Annotated in this window: 17 protein-coding genes; 3 read left to right on the plus strand and 14 right to left on the minus strand. The window is 71.3% G+C overall.

What is annotated here, in order from left to right; genetic code table 11:
• Nucleotide 1 precedes the first annotated feature (1 nt).
• Nucleotides 2-439: a DUF948 domain-containing protein gene (locus ABT041_RS25305; protein ID WP_351188099.1), complete on the minus strand. Its 438-nt coding sequence runs from the start codon at nucleotides 437-439 to the stop codon at nucleotides 2-4.
• 158 nt (nucleotides 440-597) lie between these two features.
• On the opposite strand from ABT041_RS25305, the gene ABT041_RS25310 reads away from it, so the two are divergent.
• Nucleotides 598-2,814, plus strand: coding sequence for an ATP-binding protein (locus ABT041_RS25310; protein ID WP_351188101.1), 2,217 nt, complete (start codon nucleotides 598-600; stop codon nucleotides 2,812-2,814).
• Nucleotides 2,815-2,848: 34 nt separating this feature from the next.
• Here the strand turns inward: ABT041_RS25310 and rpsD are convergent, their stop codons facing one another.
• From rpsD to ABT041_RS25335, 5 genes are all read right to left on the minus strand, one after another.
• Nucleotides 2,849-3,463: a 30S ribosomal protein S4 gene (gene rpsD / locus ABT041_RS25315; protein WP_041128255.1), complete on the minus strand. Its 615-nt coding sequence runs from the start codon at nucleotides 3,461-3,463 to the stop codon at nucleotides 2,849-2,851.
• 341 nt (nucleotides 3,464-3,804) lie between these two features.
• Nucleotides 3,805-5,160 (minus strand): replication-associated recombination protein A, encoded by a 1,356-nt coding sequence (locus ABT041_RS25320; protein WP_351188310.1) that lies wholly within the window; start codon nucleotides 5,158-5,160, stop codon nucleotides 3,805-3,807.
• A 42-nt stretch (nucleotides 5,161-5,202) separates the two neighbouring features.
• Nucleotides 5,203-5,829, minus strand: coding sequence for a vitamin K epoxide reductase family protein (locus ABT041_RS25325; RefSeq protein ID WP_351188103.1), 627 nt, complete (start codon nucleotides 5,827-5,829; stop codon nucleotides 5,203-5,205).
• 132 nt (nucleotides 5,830-5,961) lie between these two features.
• Nucleotides 5,962-7,224, minus strand: a complete 1,263-nt coding sequence (gene hisS / locus ABT041_RS25330; RefSeq protein WP_351188105.1) for a histidine--tRNA ligase — start codon at nucleotides 7,222-7,224, stop codon at nucleotides 5,962-5,964.
• Nucleotides 7,225-7,234: 10 nt separating this feature from the next.
• Nucleotides 7,235-7,942, minus strand: a complete 708-nt coding sequence (locus ABT041_RS25335) for an MBL fold metallo-hydrolase (protein WP_351188107.1) — start codon at nucleotides 7,940-7,942, stop codon at nucleotides 7,235-7,237.
• Between the two features lie 162 nt (nucleotides 7,943-8,104).
• Here ABT041_RS25335 and ABT041_RS25340 point away from each other — a divergent pair, with 162 nt between their 5' ends.
• Both ABT041_RS25340 and ABT041_RS25345 read left to right on the plus strand, forming a co-directional pair.
• Nucleotides 8,105-8,899, plus strand: a complete 795-nt coding sequence (locus ABT041_RS25340; RefSeq protein WP_351188109.1) for a peptidylprolyl isomerase — start codon at nucleotides 8,105-8,107, stop codon at nucleotides 8,897-8,899.
• Nucleotides 8,900-9,098: 199 nt separating this feature from the next.
• Nucleotides 9,099-10,328: a DUF349 domain-containing protein gene (locus ABT041_RS25345; protein ID WP_351188111.1), complete on the plus strand. Its 1,230-nt coding sequence runs from the start codon at nucleotides 9,099-9,101 to the stop codon at nucleotides 10,326-10,328.
• Between the two features lie 140 nt (nucleotides 10,329-10,468).
• On the opposite strand, the gene ABT041_RS25350 is transcribed toward ABT041_RS25345, so the two are convergent.
• The 8 genes from ABT041_RS25350 to ruvC all read right to left on the minus strand — a co-directional run bounded on the left by ABT041_RS25350 (nucleotide 10,469) and on the right by ruvC (nucleotide 19,607).
• A complete protein-coding gene (locus ABT041_RS25350; protein ID WP_351188113.1) occupies nucleotides 10,469-12,931 on the minus strand; it encodes a RelA/SpoT family protein in 2,463 nt (820 codons plus the stop codon).
• Between the two features lie 225 nt (nucleotides 12,932-13,156).
• Nucleotides 13,157-13,708 (minus strand): adenine phosphoribosyltransferase, encoded by a 552-nt coding sequence (locus ABT041_RS25355; RefSeq protein ID WP_351188115.1) that lies wholly within the window; start codon nucleotides 13,706-13,708, stop codon nucleotides 13,157-13,159.
• The gene (gene secF, locus ABT041_RS25360; RefSeq protein WP_351188117.1) at nucleotides 13,705-14,775 is read right to left on the minus strand and encodes a protein translocase subunit SecF; all 1,071 of its coding nucleotides are present in this window, start codon (nucleotides 14,773-14,775) and stop codon (nucleotides 13,705-13,707) included. The genes ABT041_RS25355 and secF overlap by 4 nt, the downstream gene beginning before the upstream one ends.
• A gap of 1 nt (nucleotide 14,776) precedes the next feature.
• Nucleotides 14,777-16,534 carry a protein translocase subunit SecD gene (gene secD, locus ABT041_RS25365; RefSeq protein WP_351188119.1) on the minus strand — a complete coding sequence of 586 codons (1,758 nt, stop codon included), beginning with the start codon at nucleotides 16,532-16,534 and terminating at the stop codon, nucleotides 14,777-14,779.
• 144 nt (nucleotides 16,535-16,678) lie between these two features.
• On the minus strand, nucleotides 16,679-17,152 hold the full coding sequence (yajC, locus tag ABT041_RS25370; RefSeq protein ID WP_351188121.1) for a preprotein translocase subunit YajC: 474 nt from the start codon (nucleotides 17,150-17,152) through the stop codon (nucleotides 16,679-16,681).
• A 165-nt stretch (nucleotides 17,153-17,317) separates the two neighbouring features.
• Nucleotides 17,318-18,409 carry a Holliday junction branch migration DNA helicase RuvB gene (gene ruvB, locus ABT041_RS25375; RefSeq protein ID WP_351188123.1) on the minus strand — a complete coding sequence of 364 codons (1,092 nt, stop codon included), beginning with the start codon at nucleotides 18,407-18,409 and terminating at the stop codon, nucleotides 17,318-17,320.
• A 32-nt stretch (nucleotides 18,410-18,441) separates the two neighbouring features.
• Entirely contained in the window at nucleotides 18,442-19,074 is a 633-nt protein-coding gene (gene ruvA / locus ABT041_RS25380; RefSeq protein WP_351188125.1) for a Holliday junction branch migration protein RuvA, read from the minus strand.
• Complete coding sequence (gene ruvC, locus ABT041_RS25385) at nucleotides 19,071-19,607, minus strand: crossover junction endodeoxyribonuclease RuvC (protein WP_351188127.1); 537 nt, start codon at nucleotides 19,605-19,607, stop codon at nucleotides 19,071-19,073. The genes ruvA and ruvC overlap by 4 nt, the downstream gene beginning before the upstream one ends.
• Nucleotides 19,608-19,618: the final 11 nt, after the last annotated feature.

Consider the following 19,618-nt stretch of genomic DNA (forward strand, 5'->3'; position numbering starts at 1 on the left):
CTCAGCCCTTCTGCTTCCGGCGTCGCGAGGACGGCACGGTACGGCCGACGATCACAGTACGGCGGACGGCCGCGCGCGGCGCGTCCTCCGCCTCACGACCCCGGCCGAGCGCCTTGCGGACGCCGTAGCCGAAGGCGGCCACCTTGACGAGCGGACCGCCGAAGGTGGAGGCGACGGTCGTGGACAGCGCCGAGGCGTTGGAGGTGACCTCCTGGACGTCCGAGGCGATGGCATCGACCCGGTCGAGCTGGGTCTGTGCCGAGCGCACGGTCGCGGAGGCGTCGGCCAGCAGGGGAACGGCCTGCTCGGTCACGTCCGCCACCAGCTTGGTGGTCGCCCTGAGCGTCTGCGCCAGCCTCACAAGCACCACGGCGAGGAAGGAGACGAGGATCGCCCAGAACACGGCCACCAGGATCCCGGCAACCTCTCCACCGGTCACTGTGCACCGCTCTCTGCTGTCGTTGGGCCCTGTGAAAAGTCGTCCCCCGACCCTATCGCGCCCGGGCTGTCCTGCCGTACCGCATTACCGCCCGCGGGACGGGAGATAGGGCAACCCGATTGTACGGAGCGCGCGCGGGTGAGTACGCTCCGTGTCCCATGCGACGGAGCAATCTCCCGGCAGAGCTGAACCGGTTCGTCGGACGGGCCGCCGAGGAGGCCGCACTGACGGCGCTCCTCGAGACGTCCCGCCTGGTCACGGTGGTGGGCGTGGGCGGGGTCGGCAAGACCCGGCTCGCGCTGCGGGCTGCGGCGGGAGCGCAGAAACGCTACGGCGAGGGGGTCCGGCTCGCCGAGCTCGCGCCGCTGCGCGACCCCGACCTCGTCGCGTACGCCCTGGTCGAGGCGCTCGGCCTCACCGACCACACGCCGAAGCCCCCGCGCGAGGTCCTGCTCGAACACCTCGCGGAGCGGCGGATGCTGCTGGTCGTGGACGGCTTCGAGCACCTGGTGGAGAGCTGTGCGCCGCTGGTGCGGGAGCTCCTCGCCCACGCGCCCGGCCTCACCGTGCTCGCGGTCGGCCGGCGGCCGCTGCGGGTGGCGGGCGAGGCGGTGTTCCCGCTGGCCCCGATGGACGAGGCGGACGCGGTGGCACTGCTCACCGAGCGGGCCGCGGAGGCGGGCGCGCCGGTGGTGGCGGCGCACGCGGCCGCGACGCTCGTCCCGGGGACGGGGACGGTCCTGGCCCCCGATCCCGGTGCGGCGGCCGTACGGGAGCTGTGCCGGCGGCTCGACGGCATCCCGCTCGCCCTCGAACTCGCGGCGAGCCGCCTCCGCCTGCTGTCCGTCGAGCAGATGCTGCACCGTCTCGACGACCGCTTCCGGCTCCTGACGGACGGCGAGCGCGGGGCCCTCCCCCGCCATCAGACGCTGCGCACCGCGATCGGCTGGAGCCACGAGCTGTGCACGCCCGAGGAGCGGCTGCTGTGGGCGCGGCTCTCGGTGTTCGCCGGGCCCTTCGACCTGGAGGCGGTGGAGTACGTGTGCGGGGGCCGCGAGCTGCCGCCGGAGCGGATCCTCGACCATCTCGGAGGCCTGCTCGCGCAGTCGATCGTGTCGCGGGAGGACACGTCCGCGGGCCCCGCCTACCGGCTCCTGGACACGGTCGCCGCGTACGGGGCGGAGTGGCTGGCGGCGCTCGGCGACACGGAGCGGATGCGCCGGCGGCACCGCGACTGGTACATGGGGCTCGCCACCTGGTGCGAGCTGGAGTGGTTCAGCTCCCGCCAGCCGCAGGTGGCGGCCCGTACGGACGCGGCGCTGCCCAATCTGCGGGCGGCGCTCGACCTGTGCCTCGAATTCCCGGAGGACGCCCACCTCGCCCAGCACCTGGCGGGCACGCTCTGGTTCGCCTGGGTCGGCTGCGGGCGTCTCTCGGAGGGCCGGCACTGGCTGGAGCGGGCGCTCACGCTGGAGTCCGGGCACGAGGAGGCCCGGCTCAAGGCGCTGTGGGTGCTCGGGTACGTGGCGGTCCTGCAGGGCGACGGCACGGCGGCGGTGGCGGCGCTCCACGAGTGCGGGGAGCGGGCCAGGTCCTCGCGGAACGCGCTGGCGGAGGCGTACGCGACGCACCGGATGGGCTGTCTCGCGCTGCTCTCGGACGATCTGCCGCGGGCCGAGGCGCTGATCGAGCGGGCTCTCGCCTCCTACCGGGAGTTCGGCGAGCTGAACAGCAATGTGCTGATGGGCCAGGTCGAGCTGGCGATGGCCCGGGCCTTCCGGGGCGATCTGGAGGGGGCGGTCGCGATCTGCCGGGAGGTCCGGGAGGTCTGCGAGGAGCGCGGGGAGCTCTGGACCCGGGCCTACGCCCTCTACGTCCTGGCGTACTCGGCGTGGACCCGGGAGGCCTTCGCGGAGGCGCGGGAGCTGCTCACCGAGTGCGTCTCGATCAACCACACCTTCCGTGACCTGGTCGGTCTCGTCCTGGCGATCGAGCTGCTGGCGCTCGTGACGGTCAGCGAGGGGGATCCCGCGGAGGCGGCGGTCCTCCAGGGGGCCGTGGTGCCGGTCTGGGACACGGTGGGCATCCGGCTGTTCGGCTCGCAGGCCTTCGACGGGCCGAGGGCGCTGTGCGAGCAGCTGGCGGCGGAGGCCCTGGGCGCGGAGGCCTTCGATCACGCGGTGCGGGAGGGCCGGCGTCTGCCGCTCGACGCGGTTGTGGAGCGCGCGCTCGCCCGGCGCCGGGATCCGGCCCTCGACGGTCCGTCGGATCCGACGGCCCCGCGTCCGTTCCGTACGGGCAGGTCGGCCGGGGTCCCGGGAACGCGGAAGCCCGCCGGCTCCCCCACCGGAAAGGGCGGGGAAGCGGCGGGCTGAACACCGCGTGGGTGGTACTGCTGCCGTGCTGGGATCAGCGGGCGTAGTACTCGACGACCAGCTGCTCGTCGCAGATGACCGGGATTTCCTTGCGGTTCGGGTCGCGGTCGAGGCGGAAGGCCAGGGCCTTCAGGTTGACCTGCAGGTAGCGCGGGGTCTCGCCGTCGGCGGCGAAGCCACCCTCACGGGCCATCTCGAACAGCGGCTTGTTGCGGCTGCGCTCGCGGACCATGACGACGTCGTCCGGACGGACACGGAACGACGGCTTGTCGACCTTGCCACCGTTGACCTGGATGTGACCGTGCACGACCATCTGGCGGGCCTGGTAGATGGTGCGGGCGATGCCCGAACGCAGGACCAGGGCGTCGAGGCGACGCTCGAGCTCGACGACCAGCGCCTCGCCCGTCTTGCCCTCGGCCTTCTTGGCGCGGTCGTAGGCGCGCGCCATCTGGCGCTCGCTGATGTCGTACTGGGCGCGCAGACGCTGCTTCTCGAGCAGACGGACCTTGTAGTCCGAGTTCTGCTTGCGGCCACGGCCGTGCTCGCCCGGCGGGTAGGGGCGGGCCTCGAAGTACTTGACGGCCTTCGGGGTCAGCGCGATGCCGAGGGCACGCGACTTCTTGACCTTGGGACGGGACTGGTTCGCCATGAACCAACCTCTCTATCTGTACGAATACGGCTTCACCAGGGTTAGGGGAGGTCGCATCCGCAGCCCGGGAAACCCGTCTGGTCCGTACGGGACGGACGTGGCGGGCAGCCGCTCCTGGGTCTGGGCACATACGTGCAGCACGCGAACGACCCATCGCCGCTCCCGGGAATCCGGGTGGTGATGGGTTGCCCGCGACACCTTCGAAGGTGCGCGACGCTCCTGGAAACCCCGCCCGGGGGCCGGGTCTCCGGCTGACTGTCCCGTTCTGGTGGTGCCGACCGGAGTCGGACACGGGACGCAGCGATCCGGACCAGTGTACCGGGTCCGGAGAGTGCCGGGGGTCAGCCCCCCTCGCCCTTGAGGCGTTCGCGCACCCGCTCCACCACGTCCGCGTATCTCGCCTCCGCCCCGTACCGCGTGGGTTCGTAGTACTGGCGGCCGTGGATCGAGTCCGGGGCGTACTGCTGGGCCGCGATGCCGCCCGGTACGTCGTGCGGGTACACGTACCCCTGGGCGTGGCCGAGCTTGGCCGCGCCCTTGTAGTGGCCGTCGCGCAGGTGCGGGGGGACCGAGCCCGCGAGGCCGTTGCGGACGTCGGCGAGGGCGGCGCCGATCGCGGTCGTCGCGGAGTTCGACTTCGGGGCCAGTGCCAGGGCGATGGTGGCGTGGCTCAGGGTGAGGGCCGCCTCGGGGAAGCCGATCATGGCGACGGCCTGGGCGGCGGCCACGGCGATCGGCAGGGCGCCCGGATCGGCGAGGCCGATGTCCTCGCTCGCGGAGATCATCAGCCGGCGGGCGATGAAGCGCGGGTCCTCCCCCGCCTCGATCATCCGCGCCAGGTAGTGCAGGGCCGCGTCCACGTCCGAGCCGCGGATCGACTTGATGAGCGCGCTGGCCACGTCGTAGTGCTGGTCGCCGTCCCGGTCGTACTTCACGGCCGCGCGGTCGACGGTCTCCTCGACGGTCTGGAGGGTGATCTCCGGCTCGCCCTTGGCGATCGCCGCGCCCGCCGCCGCCTCCAGGGCGGTCAGGGCGCGCCGGGCGTCGCCGCCGGCGACGCGCAGGAGGTGCGCCTCGGCGTCCTCCGGCAGGGTCACGGCCCCGCCGAGTCCCCGCTCGCCGGTGAGTGCCCGGGCCATCAGGCCCTTCAGGTCCTCGTCGGTCAGCGGCTCCAGGGTGAGGAGCAGGGAGCGGGAGAGGAGCGGGGAGATGACGGAGAAGTACGGGTTCTCCGTGGTGGCGGCGATCAGCGTCACCCAGCGGTTCTCGACGGCCGGCAGGAGCGAGTCCTGCTGGGCCTTGGAGAAGCGGTGGATCTCGTCGAGGAAGAGGACGGTCTCCTTGCCGAAGCCGCCGACGGCGCGCCGGGCGCCGTCGATGACGGCCCGGACCTCCTTGACGCCCGCGGTGATCGCGGACAGCTCCACGAAGCGCTTGTTGGTCGCCTTCGACACGACGTACGCGAGGGTCGTCTTCCCGATTCCCGGCGGGCCCCAGAGGATCACCGAGGAGGCGCCGGCGGGGCCGCCGTCCCCGTCCCCGACGAGTCGGCGCAGCGGTGATCCGGGCTTGAGCAGGTGCTGCTGCCCCACCACCTCGTCGAGGGTGCGGGGGCGCATCCGGACGGCCAGCGGGCTGCTGGCCGGGTCCTTCTCCTGGCGTTCTTCGGCTGCTGCCGTAAAGAGGTCGGGCTCCACAGTCATGAAGCCTAAGTCAGGGCACTGACAGCCCGACCCGGATCAGCCGGTCCAGAAGTCCCACCAGCGGGTCAGGATCAGCATGCCGATGATCCCGATGTGCAGGACCGGCAGGATCCAGGTGAACTCGTCGAAGAAGGTCCTCAGGCCGCGGGGGGCGGGGATCACGCCGAGGCGCACGTTGTGCGAGGTCACGTACCAGAACATGACGATGGTGGCGACCCAGGCGAGGCAGCACCACAGGCAGAGGGAGCCGATCACGTACAGGGACTGGTACATGAGCCAGGTGCAGAATCCGACGCCGAAGAGGGTGCCGGCGTTGAGCCCGAGCCAGTACCAGCCGCGGTAGCGGGCGCCGGCGAGCAGGCCCATGCCGATCGCGATGACCACGGGGTACGCGACGAGGCCGATCATCGGGTTCGGGAAGCCGAACACCGAGGCCTGCTCGCTCTTCATGATGTTGCCGCAGGAGACGATCGGGTTGAGGCTGCACCCCGGGGTGAAGCCGGGGTCTTCGAGCAGCTTGAACTTGTCGATGGTGATGACCCAGGCGGCGAGCAGTCCGGCCGCGCCGGTGATCACGAGGAGCCAGGAGAAGGCCCGGCTCGCCCCGATCGTGCCGCCGACGTCCCGGCCGGAGCCGACCTCGTCCACCGCTGCCTTCGCCATGTCACCTTTTCCCTCGTTCGACCGGCCTTGTGGGCACGGTCATTCTGCAACACGGACCTGTCGCCGGGCCGTTCGCGCGGGATAAGGAAGGGCCCGGACCAGGGTGTGGTCCGGGCCCTTCCTCGCTACGGATCAGGCCAGCTTGGCCCGTACGGCCTCGACGAGACCGTCCACGGCGACGGCCTGCTGCTCACCGGACTCCATGTCCTTGAGCTGCACGACGCCCTCGGCGAGGTCGCGCTCGCCGGCGACGACGGCGAGGCGGGCACCGGAGCGGTTGGCGTCCTTCATGGCGCCCTTGAGGCCCTTGCCGCCGAAGGAGAAGTCGGCGGCGACGCCGGCCCTGCGGAGCTCGGTGACCTTGCCGAAGAGGAGGCGGCGGGCCTCCTCGCCGATGGCGACGGCGAAGACGCTGGTGGCGGCGGGGATGTCGAGCTCGACGCCCTCCGCCTCAAGGGCGAGGACCGTGCGGTCCACGCCGAGCGCCCAGCCCACCGACGGCAGCGCGGGGCCGCCGATCATCTCGGAGAGGCCGTCGTAGCGGCCGCCGCCGCCGACCGCGGACTGCGAGCCGAGACCGTCGTGCACGAACTCGAAGGTGGTCCGGGTGTAGTAGTCCAGGCCGCGCACCAGCTTCGGGTCGTCCTCGAAGACGACGCCCGCCGCGGTGATCAGGGCGCGCACCTCCTCGTGGTACGCCTTGCACGCGTCGCACAGGTAGTCGCGCAGCAGCGGCGCGTCGACCAGCTGCTTCTGGACGTCGGCCCGCTTGTCGTCGAGGACGCGCAGCGGGTTGATCTCGGCACGCCGCAGGGTCTCCTCGTCCAGGTCGAGACCGCGCAGGAAGGTCTGCAGGGCCTCCCGGTAGACGGGGCGGCACTCCTTGTCGCCGAGCGAGTTCAGCAGGATGCGGAAGTTCCGCAGCCCGAGGGAGCGGTAGGCCTCGTCGGCCAGGATGATCAGCTCGGCGTCGAGCGCCGGGTCCTCCGCGCCGATCGCCTCGGCGCCGACCTGGGAGAAGTGCCTGTAGCGGCCCTTCTGCGGGCGCTCGTAGCGGTAGTACGAGCCGGAGTACCAGAGCTTGACCGGCAGGTTGCCCTGCTTGTGGAGGTTCGCCTCCAGGGCGGCGCGCAGCACGGAGGCGGTGCCCTCGGGACGCAGGGCGAGCTTGTCGCCGCCCTTGGTCTCGAAGGCGTACATCTCCTTGCTGACGATGTCGGTGGACTCGCCGACGCCGCGGGCGAAGAGGTTCACGTCCTCGAAGCCGGGGGTCTCGACGTACCCGTAGCCGGACCGGCGCAGGGGTCCGGAGATCGCGTCCCGGACCGCCAGGTACTTGGCGGAGTAGGGCGGGATCAGGTCGTACGTGCCCTTGGGGGCCTTGAAGGTGCTCACGGAAATCTCGTCACATTCCTCGTCGGGGAGCGTCCGTGCTCCCGAGGCCGGCGGCCACGTCCCGGAGGTAGGGATTCGTGGCGCGCTCCTGGCCGATGGTCGTCTGGGGACCGTGTCCCGACAGGACCACGGTCGAGTTGTCGAGCGGCAGGCACACGCGGGCCAGCGACGCGAGCATCTCGTCCATGTCACCGCCGGGAAGGTCGGTGCGTCCGATGGAGCCGGCGAACAGCAGATCCCCGGAGAAGAACACGGAGGGGATCTCCGTGGTCTCGGGCATCCGGAAGGTCACCGACCCCTTGGTATGACCGGGCGCGTGGGCGACGGAGAACTCCAGACCGGCGAGCTTCAGCTGGGAGCCGTCGGTGAGCTCGCGCATGTCGTCGGGCTCTCCCACGGTCAGCTCGCCCATGAGGGGCATCCCGATGGAGCGGCCGAGGGCCTTCTCCGGGTCGCTCATCATGTAGCGGTCGGACGGGTGGATCCACGCGGGGACGTCATGGGCGCCGCACACCGGGACGACGGAGGCGACGTGGTCGATGTGTCCATGGGTGAGGACGACGGCGACGGGCTTGAGCCGATGCTTCTTCAGCGTCTCCTCGACACCCTGGGTGGCCTGGTGGCCCGGGTCGATGATCACGCACTCCTCGCCTGCGGCGGGGGCGACCAGGTAGCAGTTGGTCCCCCAGGCCCCGGCGGGGAACCCGGCAATCAGCACGTTCGTCCTTAGTTGTCGTCCGGCACGCGGGCGCGGAACTCGTGGAAACACGGAATGCGGCAGATCAGAGCCTACCGGCGGTGCCGCTTCCACAGCCAACCCGTATACGGTACGGGCACATCCGGCCAGGACAGGAACAACCGAGCGACAGGAGCGGACCCGGTGGTCACCAGCGATCAGCGGCGGCGGCAGCTTGCCAGGGAGAAGTACGCGCGGCAGCAGCAGCGGCGGGAGGAGAACCGGCGCAAGGCGAAGCGCCGCAACACCGTGATCGCGGCCTCCCTCGCGGTGGTGCTGGCCGCGGGCGGCGCCGTCTACGCCTCCGTGGCGCTGACGGACGACTCCTCGAAGGCCTCGGACAACGCGGCGAGCGAGACGCCCACCACCCCGGCGCCCACGGAGAGCGAGTCGGCGAGCCCGGAGCCGAAGCTGACCGTGGACCAGAAGGCCACGTACGCGATGGCCCTGAAGACCAACGAGGGTGAGATCACGATCACCATGGACGCGGCGAAGACGCCGCACACGGTGAACTCCTTCAAGCACCTCGCCGACAAGAAGTACTTCGACGGGACGAAGTGCCACCGCCTCACGACCGAGGGCATCTACGTGCTCCAGTGCGGCGACCCCAAGGGCGACGGCACCGGCGGCCCCGGCTACACGATCCCCGACGAGAACCTGACCGCCCTCGGCAAGGCGGGCGCGGACGGCACGGTGACCTTCCCGGCCGGCACCGTCGCCATGGCCAACACGGGGCAGCCGGGCTCCGGCGGCTCGCAGTTCTTCCTCGTCTACAAGGACACCAAGCTGCCGCCGACCTACACCCCCTTCGGGAAGATCGACGCGGCCGGTCTCGCGGCGGTCCAGGACGTGGCGAAGGCCGGTGTCGAGGGCGGCGCCACGGACGGTGCCCCGAAGAAGGCGGTCACCATCGAGAAGGCGACCGTCGCGAAGAAGTGAGTCCGCTCGTCCGCACGCGCGCGTGACCGTGGAATCTCGGTCGCGCTGAGTGCGGACAGCCGGGCCGCGGTTCGCCTAGATTGGCGTTGTGCAGCGTGGGCCGTCGGCCGCGCTGCGATGGCGGGCGAGGCCCGCCGGGAAACTGTGGACGATGCCCGGGGGGTACGACCCCGCGACGGCATCATGGTGAGGAGGCGCTGTGAGCAGCGACCCGTGGGGCCGTGTCGACGAGACGGGCACCGTGTACGTGCGGACGGCCGAGGGCGAGAAGGTCGTCGGATCGTGGCAGGCCGGCACCCCTGAGGAGGCCCTGGCCTACTTCGAGCGCAAGTACGAGGGCTTGGTTGTCGAGATCGGCCTCCTCGAGAAGCGGGTGAGGACCACCGACCTCTCCGCGAAGGACGCCACCGCGGCGATCGAGCACATCCGGCAGCAGGTCGACGAGCACCACGCCGTCGGCGACCTGGCGGCGCTCGCGACCCGTCTCGACAAGCTCGTCGAGACGGTCGACTCGCGCCGCGAGGAGCGCAAGGCCCAGAAGGCCAAGCAGACCGACGAGGCGCGCGCCGCGAAGGAGAAGCTCGTCTCCGAGGCCGAGGAGCTGGCCCAGAGCGAGCAGTGGCGCTCCGCCGGCGAGCGGCTGCGGGCGCTCGTGGACACCTGGAAGGGCCTTCCGCGGCTCGACCGCAAGTCCGACGACGAGCTGTGGCACCGCTTCTCGCACGCCCGCTCGGCGTTCTCGAAGCGGCGCAAGGCGCACTTCGCGTCGCTCGACGCCCAGCGCGAGGACGCCCGCAAGGCGAAGGAGCGTCTGGTCGCCGAGGCGGAGTCGCTGTCGAACTCCACGGACTGGGGCAACACGGCGGCGCGCTACCGCGAGCTGATGGCGGAGTGGAAGGCCGCCGGCCGCGCCCAGCGCGAGCACGAGGACGACCTGTGGAACCGCTTCCGCGGCGCCCAGGACGTCTTCTTCGCGGCGCGCGGCGAGGTCTTCGCCGAGCGGGACGCGGAGCAGACCGAGAACCTCAAGCTGAAGGAGGAGCTCGCGACCGAGGCCGAGAAGCTGGTGCCGGTGACGGACCTGAAGGCGGCGCGCGCGGCCTTCCGTTCCCTCAACGAGCGCTGGGAGGCCATCGGCCACGTCCCGCGTGACGCCCGTCCCAAGGTCGAGGGTCGGATGCACACGGTGGAGCGGGCGATCCAGGAGGCCGAGGAGGCCGAGTGGCGCCGGACGAACCCGGAGGCGCGTGCCCGTGCCGCGGGTCTGACCGGTCAGCTCCAGGACGCCGTGGAGAAGCTGCGCAAGCAGATCGACGCGGCCCGTGCCGCCGGCAACGACGCCAAGGCCGACAAGCTGGCCCGTGAGCTGGAGGGCCGCCAGGCCCTGCTCGACCAGGCGCTGAAGGGCCTGGAGGAGTTCGGCGGCTGAGTCTCCCCTTTGCGCCTGGACCGGCGCTCTCTCGCGGAGGTGGTTGCCCTCCGTAGGGGTTGCTCAATTGATGGCTGAGGCAGCATCACGAAAGGCGGCTTCGGTACGCGAGTACCGAAGCCGCCTTTCTCGTGGGCGCGCTACGGCCTGCGGGCCGAGGTCACGCGGTAGACGTCGTAGACGCCCTCCACGCCCCGTACGGCCTTCAGGACGTGGCCCAGGTGCTTCGGGTCGCCCATCTCGAAGGTGAAGCGGGAGGTGGCCACCCGGTCGCGGGAGGTCTGGACGGCCGCCGAGAGGATGTTGACGTGCTGGTCCGAGAGGACCCGGGTGACGTCGGAGAGGAGCCGGGAGCGGTCCAGTGCCTCGACCTGGATGGCGACCAGGAAGACCGAGGACTGGGTCGGGGCCCACTCGACCTCCAGGATCCGCTCCGGCTCCCGGGACAGCGACTCGACGTTGACGCAGTCGCTGCGGTGAACCGATACGCCGCTGCCCCGGGTGACGAACCCGATGATCGGGTCGCCGGGCACGGGCGTGCAGCAGCGGGCCAGCTTCACCCAGACGTCCTCGACGCCCTTGACGACGACACCGGGGTCGGCGCTGGAGCGGCGCTTGGAGCGGCCGCGGGTCGGCGGTGCGGCCTCCTCGATGTCCTCGGTGGCGGCCTCCTCGCCGCCGAGCGCCTGGACCAGCTTCTGCACGATGGACTGGGCGGTGACGTGGCCCTCGCCGATCGCCGCGTACAGCGAGGAGATGTCGGTGTAGCGCATCTCGTGGGCGAGGGTGACGAGGGAGTCGCCGGTCAGGATCCGCTGGATCGGCAGGTTCTGCTTGCGCATGGCCCGCGCGATGGCGTCCTTGCCCTGCTCGATGGCCTCGTCGCGGCGCTCCTTGGAGAACCAGGCGCGGATCTTGTTGCGGGCGCGCGGGGACTTGACGAAGCCCAGCCAGTCGCGGGAGGGCCCGGCGCCGGCGGCCTTGGAGGTGAAGACCTCGACCAGGTCGCCGTTGTCGAGGGTCGATTCGAGCGGCACGAGCCGCCCGTTGACCCGCGCCCCTATCGTGCGGTGGCCGACCTCGGTGTGGACCGCGTACGAGAAGTCGACGGGGGTGGCGCCGGCGGGCAGCGCGATGACGTCGCCCTTCGGCGTGAAGACGAAGACCTCGTTGCGGGAGAGGTCGAAGCGCAGGGACTCCAGGAACTCGCTGGGGTCCTCGGTCTCCTTCTGCCAGTCGAGGAGCTGGCGCAGCCACGCCATGTCGTTGAGGTGGTCGTCCTTGCCGGCCTTCTTGGGCACGTCGGCGCGGACCTTGGAGGCGCCGGCGACGGCCTCCTGCTTGTACTTCCAGTGCGCGGCGATGCCGTACTCGGCGCGCCGGTGCATGTCGAAGGTCCTGATCTGGAGCTCGACGGGCTTGCCGTTGGGTCCGATGACCGTCGTGTGCAGCGACTGGTACATGTTGAACTTCGGCATCGCGATGTAGTCCTTGAACCGGCCGGGGACCGGGTTCCATCGCGCGTGGACGGTGCCGAGGGCCGCGTAGCAGTCGCGGACGGTGTCCACGAGGACGCGGATGCCGACCAGGTCGTAGATCTCCGCGAAGTCACGGCCGCGGACGATCATCTTCTGGTAGACGCTGTAGTAGTGCTTCGGGCGGCCGGTGACGGTCGCCTTGATGCGGGCGGCGCGCAGGTCGGCCTGGACCTCGTCGGTCACTATGGCGAGGTACTCGTCCCGCTTGGGGGCGCGCTCGGCGACGAGCCGGACGATCTCGTCGTACATCTTGGGGTAGAGGATCGCGAAGGCGAGGTCCTCCAGCTCCCACTTGATGGTGTTCATGCCCAGGCGGTGGGCCAGGGGCGCGTAGATCTCGAGGGTCTCGCGGGCCTTCTTCTCCTGCTTCTCCCGCTTGAGGTAGCGCATGGTGCGCATGTTGTGCAGGCGGTCGGCGAGCTTGATGACCAGGACGCGCGGGTCCTTGGCCATGGCGACGACCATCTTGCGGACGGTCTCGGCCTGGGCGGCCTCGCCGAACCTGACCTTGTCGAGCTTGGTGACGCCGTCGACGAGGAGCGTGACCTGGTCGCCGAAGTCGCGGCGCAGGTCCTCCAGGCCGTACTCGGTGTCCTCGACGGTGTCGTGGAGGAGGCCGGCCATCAGGGTCGCCGGGTCCATGCCGAGCTCGGCGAGGATGGTGGTGACGGCGAGCGGGTGCGTGATGTACGGGTCGCCGCTCTTGCGCTTCTGGCCGCGGTGCCAGCGCTCGGCGACCTGGTAGGCCCGCTCGATCTGGCGGAGCGTCGCCGTCTCGATCTTGGGGTCGTTGGAGCGGACGATCCGCAGCAGCGGTTCGAGGACCGGGTTGTACGGGGAGGAGCGCTGGACGCCGAGCCGGGCGAGGCGGGCGCGGACGCGGTTGGACGAGCCGCCGGAGCGGGCGGGCGCGGGCCGCTCGGGGGCGGCGGGCGCGGGGGCGGGCGCAGCAGGCGTGGGCCTGGTCTCCGCTGGCTTGTTCTGGGGCGTGTCCGTCCCCTGCGCGGCCTTCTCGGCCTTCGGGTCGGGCTGCGCGGCGGAGAGTGACTGGGCCTCGTCTGGCAAGAGCGCTCCTCTGGGGTCCCCCCGGACGGAGTCTGGGGGAGGTCCGGGTCCCCCGGTCAGGCCCGGAAAGGCCATGGTATCGAGCCAAGTGTGCGCGTGCTCACGTGCCCGGGTTTCGGACGGCTCCGGGAGGGGCAGCGCTGTGCGGCCGGGGCACGTTCGGGAGAACGCCGAGGGGCGCCCCGGGGATTCCCCGGAGCGCCCCGATCGGGGTGAACCCCGATGTCAGACCGTGATCAGCGCCGTGAGCGGAGCGGCCCCCAGGGCCGGCTCCAGCCGGGCGCGGCCCGGGAGGAAGCCGAGCTCCATGAGGACGGCGACGCCCGCGACCTCGGCGCCCGCGCGGCGGATCAGCTCGATGGAGGCCTCGGCCGTGCCGCCGGTGGCGAGGACGTCGTCGATGACCATGACGCGGTCGCCCGCGGCCAGGTCCTCGGCGTGCACCTCGATCTCGGCGGTGCCGTACTCCAGCTCGTACGCCTGGCGGAGCGTGGCTCCGGGGAGCTTGCCGGCCTTGCGGACCGGGACGAAGCCCAGGCCCGCGCGGACGGCCACCGGGGCGGCCAGGATGAAGCCGCGGGCCTCGAGTCCGACGATCTTCGTCGCGCCGTGCGCGGAGCACAGCGAGGCGAGGGCGTCGGTGAGGGCCGTGAACGCCGCGGGGTCCGCGAGCAGCGGCGTGATGTCCTTGAACAGCACGCCCGGCTTCGGGTAGTCGGGGACGTCACGGATGCGGCTGAGCAGGAGCTCGGTGACGCCCTGGGCCTCGGCGGTCATCCGCGGTGCTCCTGGGTGCCTCGACGGCCGGCCCGGGGGCCGACGACGGCGGCCTCGGCGGACAGGTCGTCCGCCGCGTCCAGCGACTCGCCCTTGGCGGCGGCGCTGGCGCGCTTGGCCAGGACGCGCTTCTTGAGCGCCTTGATCGAGGGCTCGCGCTCCTTGAGATCGGCCACGAGCGGGGTGGCGATGAAGATCGAGGAGTACGCACCCGCGGCGAGGCCCACGAAGAGCGACAGCGAGATGTCGTTGAGCATGCCGGCGCCGAGGACGCCGCCACCGATGAAGAGCAGGCCGGCGACCGGGAGGAGCGCGACGACGGTGGTGTTGATCGAACGGACCAGGGTGCCGTTGATCGAGCGGTTGGCCAGCTCGCTGTAGGTGTAGCGGGTCTGCTTCGTGATGTCCTTCGTCTGCTCCTTGAGGGAGTCGAAGACGACGACGGTGTCGTACAGCGAGTAGCCGAGGATCGTCAGCAGACCGATGACCGTACCGACGGTGACCTCGAAGCCGACCAGGGAGTAGATGCCCACCGTGATCGTGAGGTCGTGGATGAGGGCGACGAGTGCCGCGAGCGCCATCCGCCACTCGAAGGCGATGGCCAGGTAGATCACCACGAGGATCATGAAGACCCCGAGGCCGGTCCAGGCCTTGGTGGCGATCTGCTCACCCCAGCTGGGGCCGACCAGCTCGGCGGCGATCTTGTCCTCGGGGACGTTCAGGTCCTTGGCGAGCTCCGCGCGGACCTGGTCGGACTTGGCGGTGTCGAGGCCGCCGACCTGGATGCGCAGCGAGCCGCTGCCGAGCTCCTGGACGATGGCGTCGTGGCCGGAGGCCTCTTCCGCGTACTCCTGGGCCTGGCTGACGGAGACGTCCGTCTTCGGGGTGGTGAAGACGGCGCCGCCCTGGAACTCGATGCCCATGTTGAGGCCGCGGACGGCCAGGGCGACGATGGCGGTGATGGTGATCAGGATGGACAGGCCATACCAGATCTTGCGGTTGCCGATGAAGTCGTAACCGACCTCACCGCGGTGGAGCCGGGCGCCGAGATTGCCGAGCTTCGACATCTCACGCCTCCTTCGCGTCGACGGGGGCGTGGGTACGGCGGGTGCGGCGCAGCGGCGGCTTGGCGCCGAGCCGCTTCGGGTCCAGGCCGGACCACTTGTGACCGTTGCCGAAGAACTTGGTGCGGGCGAGCAGCGTCATGACCGGCTTGGTGAAGAGGAACACCACGACGATGTCGAGCAGGGTGGTCAGGCCGAGCGTGAACGCGAAGCCCTGGACCTTGCCGACGGTCACGATGAACAGCACGGCCGCGGCCAGGAACGACACGAAGTCGGAGACCAGGATGGTGCGGCGGGCGCGCGGCCAGGCGCGCTCGACGGCCGGGCGGAGCGTGCGGCCCTCGCGGAGCTCGTCGCGGATGCGCTCGAAGTAGACGATGAACGAGTCCGCGGTGATGCCGATGGCGACGATGGCACCGCAGACGGCCGGCAGGTTCAGCGCGAAGCCGATGGCCGGGCCGAGCAGGGCCATGATCACGTAGGTGAGGATCGCCGAGACGCCGAGGCTGAGGATGGCGATCAGCGACAGGCCGCGGTAGTAGGCCACCAGGTAGATGATGACCAGGCCGAGACCGATGGCACCGGCGATGAGGCCGGCCTGCAGCTGGTCGCCGCCGAGCGCGGCGGTGACGGTGTCGACGCTCTGGGTCTGGAACGTCAGCGGCAGGGCGCCGTAGGACAGGACGTTGCCGAGGTCCTGGGCCGACTGCTGGGTGAAGTTGCCGGAGATCTCCGCGCTGGCGCTGAGCGTCTGGCGGACGGAGGGCGCCGAGACGACGTCGCCGTCCAGGACGATCGCGAACCGGTTCTGCGGGTCGGCCTGCTGCGACAGCTTGCTGGTGATCGACTGGAACTTCTTCGAACCGGCGTCCGTGAAGTCCATGGTGACGATCCACATGCCGCGCTTCTGGTCGAGGACGCCTTTGGCGTCGTCGACGTCCTTGCCGTCGACCTCGGCCGGGCCGAGAAGGTACTTCGACCAGACGCCCGGGCTGTCCTCGCCACAGGCCACGGTGGGCTCGGACGCCTTGACGCCCTTGCCGGCGGCGGTGCGCTGCTTGGGGTCGAGGCAGTTCAGGTCGGCGAACTTCTGCTGCAGCGCCGCGGTCGCCGGGTCGGGCTTCGGGGTCGCCTGCGGGGTCCCGGTCGCCTTCGGCTTCGCCGAGGAGCTCGCGGTGGGCGTCGGGCTCGGGGCCTTGAGGGCCTCGGTGAGCGCGCGGCCCTGCGTGGAGGCGGTGGCCGTCGGGGTCGCCGACTTCTCACCCGCGGTGGTGCCGGAGGCGGAGGACTTCGGCTTCGGCGTGGCCGAGGGGGAACCCGAGGTCGTGGCGCTCGGTGCCGGCTGCGGCGCGCCGCTCGTCACGGCGAGAACGGGCCGGAAGTAGAGCTGGGCGGTGGTGCCGACCTGCTCGCGGGCCTGCTTCTCGTTCGTCCCGCGAGGGATGTTGACGATGATGTTCTCGGCGCCCTGCGTCTGAACCTCGGCCTCGGAGACACCCAGACCGTTGACACGGCGCTCGATGATGCCGACCGCCGTGTTCATGTTGGTCTCGTTGACCGCCGACTCCTGGCCCGGCTCGGCCTTCGCCTTGAGCGTGATCGACGTGCCGCCGGCGAGGTCGATGCCGAGGCGCGGGGTGGTGTGCCCCGACCAGAACATCCCGCCGGTGAGCGCGACCATGGCGATCAGGATGAGTGCCAGGGCGCGGCCCGGACGGCTCTGTCCCCCCGCCGGCCTTCGGCCCTTCTTCGGTGCTGCCACCTGTCGTATCTCCCTGTCCAACCGCCTCACGCCGGGTATGCGTGAGACGGCCACGAAGTGTGTGTGGGGACCTGCCCCCGCAGACGTGGAACCGTTCCGGGGACCGCGCTCGCCGGTGGGCGTGCGCGCGGTCCCCGGCCGCGACTACTTCGCGTCGGTCTCGCCGTCGGCCTTGCCGTCCTTCTGACCCTCGGCGGCGGCCTCGGCCGCGTCCGACTTCTTCGTCAGGTCGGCCTTCGGCGCGTCCTCGACGCTCTCGGCGGCCTCGGCCTCGGCGGCCTCGGTCAGCGAGGAGGCGTCGTCCGGGACGACGGTGTCGGAGTCCGACTCCTCGTCGTCGCCGTGGACGATCCGGTTGTACTCGGCGTCCTCCAGGACCGCACCGATCGCGTTCTTCGCGTAGACCGCGTGCACGCCGGGCGCGACCTCGAGGAGAACGGTCTCGTCGCCGATCTCCTTGACCGTGGCGTACATCCCCCCGATCGTCCGTACGCCGGTGCCGGGCTGCATCTCATTGCGCATCTGCGCCGCCGCCTGCTGCTTCTTCTTGGCAGAGCGGGTCATCAGGAACATGGCCCCGATGAGGACGATGAAGGGGAGGAGGGTCACGATGCTCACGGGACGGGTTTCCTTCGCACGGTCGCGGAGAACCCGCGGCCTGATCTTCGGGGGTGGGCGCGCCGACCGGAAAGGGCGGCATCGGCGGAGTCTAGGCGAGTCCGCATCGATGGAACAACGTCCAGCATCGCACCCCGGTTCCGGTCCGGGCGAGTGTCCGCACCGTCACGCCCCGAAGAGCCCCTGTTGTCCCGTTCCCGTGCCGTACCCTGCGCTCCCCGGGCCCGCTGCCTGCGGCGGAACGAGTCCGAGGTGGGTCCATGCGGCGGGGGTGGCGACCCGGCCACGGGGTGTGCGGGCGAGCAGTCCTTCGCGTACGAGGAAGGGTTCGGCGACCTCCTCGACGGTCTCGCGCTCCTCCCCCACGGCGACCGCGAGGGTGGACAGACCGACCGGTCCGCCGCCGAAGAGCTTGAGCAGGGCCTCCAGGACCGCGCGGTCGAGCCGGTCGAGGCCGCGGCTGTCCACCTCGTACACGCTGAGGGCCGCCTCCGACACCTCGCGGGTGATCACCCCGTCGGCCCTGACCTGTGCGTAGTCCCGGACCCGGCGGAGCAGTCGGTTGGCGATGCGGGGGGTGCCGCGGGAGCGTCCGGCGATCTCGGCGGCGCCGTCGGGGTCGATCTCGACGTCGAGGAGTCCGGCGGAGCGGTGGATCACCCGCTGGAGCTCGGCCGGGTCGTAGAACTCCATGTGGGCGGTGAAGCCGAAGCGGTCGCGCAGCGGCGGCGGCAGGAGTCCGGCCCGGGTGGTGGCGCCGACCAGGGTGAAGGGCGGGAGTTCCAGCGGGATGGCGGTGGCGCCGGGGCCCTTGCCGACGATGACGTCGACGCGGAAGTCCTCCATCGCCATGTAGAGCATCTCCTCGGCGGGCCGGGACATCCGGTGGATCTCGTCGAGGAAGAGGATCTCGCCCTCCTGGAGGGAGGAGAGGATCGCGGCGAGGTCGCCGGCGTGCTGGATGGCGGGGCCCGAGGTGATGCGGATCGGGGCGTTCATCTCGGCCGCGATGATCATCGAGAGGGTGGTCTTGCCGAGGCCGGGGGCGCCGGAGAGCAGCACGTGGTCGGCGGTGGCACCGCGCTGGCGGGCGGCCTTGAGGACGAGGTCGAGCTGCTGGCGGACCTTCTCCTGGCCGACGAACTCGCTGAGGTCCTTGGGGCGCAGGGCCGCTTCGACGGCCTGGTCGTCGCCCTCGGCGGAGGCGCCGACGATCCGCGCGTCCGGCTCGGCGGTGCTGTCGTCGTCCCAGTTCACGGTGGTGGTTGCCTTCTCGTTCGTACGGGCGGTCAGCGGGCGCGGTTCAGGGTCTGCAGCGCGGCGCGCAGCAGCTGGGGCACGGGGGCGGAGCCGGTCTCGGCGATCGCGGCCTCGGCCTGCGGGGTGACGGCGCTGACGGCCTCCTCGGCCTCGCGGCCGGCGTAGCCGAGGCCGATCAGGGCGGCGGACAGCTGCTCGGTCCACGGCGCGGGGCCGGCGGCCGCGGCGCGCTGGGCGCCGACGAGGCCGCTGCTGCCGAGCGGGGCGCCGAGCTTGTCCTTCAGTTCGAGGAGGAGCTTCTGGGCGCCCTTCTTCCCGATGCCGGGGACGGCGGTGAGGGCCTTCTCGTCGCCGGTGGAGACGGCGAGGCGCAGCGCGTCCGGGCTGTGCACGCCGAGCATGGCCTGGGCGAGGCGGGGGCCGACGCCACTGGCGGTCTGGAGGAGCTCGAAGACCTGCCGCTCGTCGTCGTCGGCGAAGCCGTACAGGGTGAGGGAGTCCTCGCGCACGACCAGGGAGGTGGCGAGCCGGGCGTGCTCACCGAGGCGAAGCCCGGCGATCGTGTTCGGGGTGCACTGGACGGCCATGCCGACTCCCCCGACCTCGACGACGGCGGTCGTGGGGGCGAGGGCGGCGACCGGGCCGCTCACGAAGGCGATCATCGGGTACGGCCTTTCACTGCGGAGGCGTGCTGGGCGACCGCCTGCTGGAGGCGGTTCTGGGCGGGGGCCCGCCAGATGTGGCAGATGGCGAGGGCGAGGGCGTCGGCGGCGTCGGCCGGCTTGGGCGGGGCGGAGAGCCGCAGGAGCCGGGTCACCATGGCCCCGACCTGGGCCTTGTCGGCGCGGCCGCTGCCGGTGACGGCGGCCTTGACCTCGCTGGGGGTGTGCAGGGCGACGGGGATGCCGCGCCGGGAGGCGCAGAGCATGGCGACCGCGCTGGCCTGGGCCGTGCCCATCACCGTACGGACGTTGTGCTGGCTGAACACCCGCTCCACGGCGACGAGTTCGGGCGAGAAGCGATCGAGCCACTCCTCGATGCCGCGCTCGATGCCGACCAGGCGCACACCGATGTCGGCGTCGGCCGCCGTGCGCACGACGCCGACGCCGAGCATGGTCAGGGGCCGTCCGGCGACGCCCTCGACCACCCCGACGCCGCACCGGGTCAGTCCGGGGTCCACCCCGAGTACACGCACGCCCGCCCCCT

The sequence above is a fragment of the Streptomyces sp. NPDC002825 genome, assembly GCF_040295385.1.
Lineage (GTDB): Bacteria > Actinomycetota > Actinomycetes > Streptomycetales > Streptomycetaceae > Streptomyces.

Coding starts and splice junctions, on each gene's coding strand:
- ABT041_RS25310 (WP_351188101.1), top strand. CDS start 598: ATGCGACGGAGCAATCTCCCGGCAGAGCTGAACCGGTTCGTCGGACGG.
- rpsD (WP_041128255.1), bottom strand. CDS start 3,463: ATGGCGAACCAGTCCCGTCCCAAGGTCAAGAAGTCGCGTGCCCTCGGC.
- ABT041_RS25325 (WP_351188103.1), bottom strand. CDS start 5,829: ATGGCGAAGGCAGCGGTGGACGAGGTCGGCTCCGGCCGGGACGTCGGC.
- ABT041_RS25355 (WP_351188115.1), bottom strand. CDS start 13,708: ATGACCGCCGAGGCCCAGGGCGTCACCGAGCTCCTGCTCAGCCGCATC.
- secF (WP_351188117.1), bottom strand. CDS start 14,775: ATGTCGAAGCTCGGCAATCTCGGCGCCCGGCTCCACCGCGGTGAGGTC.
- ruvA (WP_351188125.1), bottom strand. CDS start 19,074: ATGATCGCCTTCGTGAGCGGCCCGGTCGCCGCCCTCGCCCCCACGACC.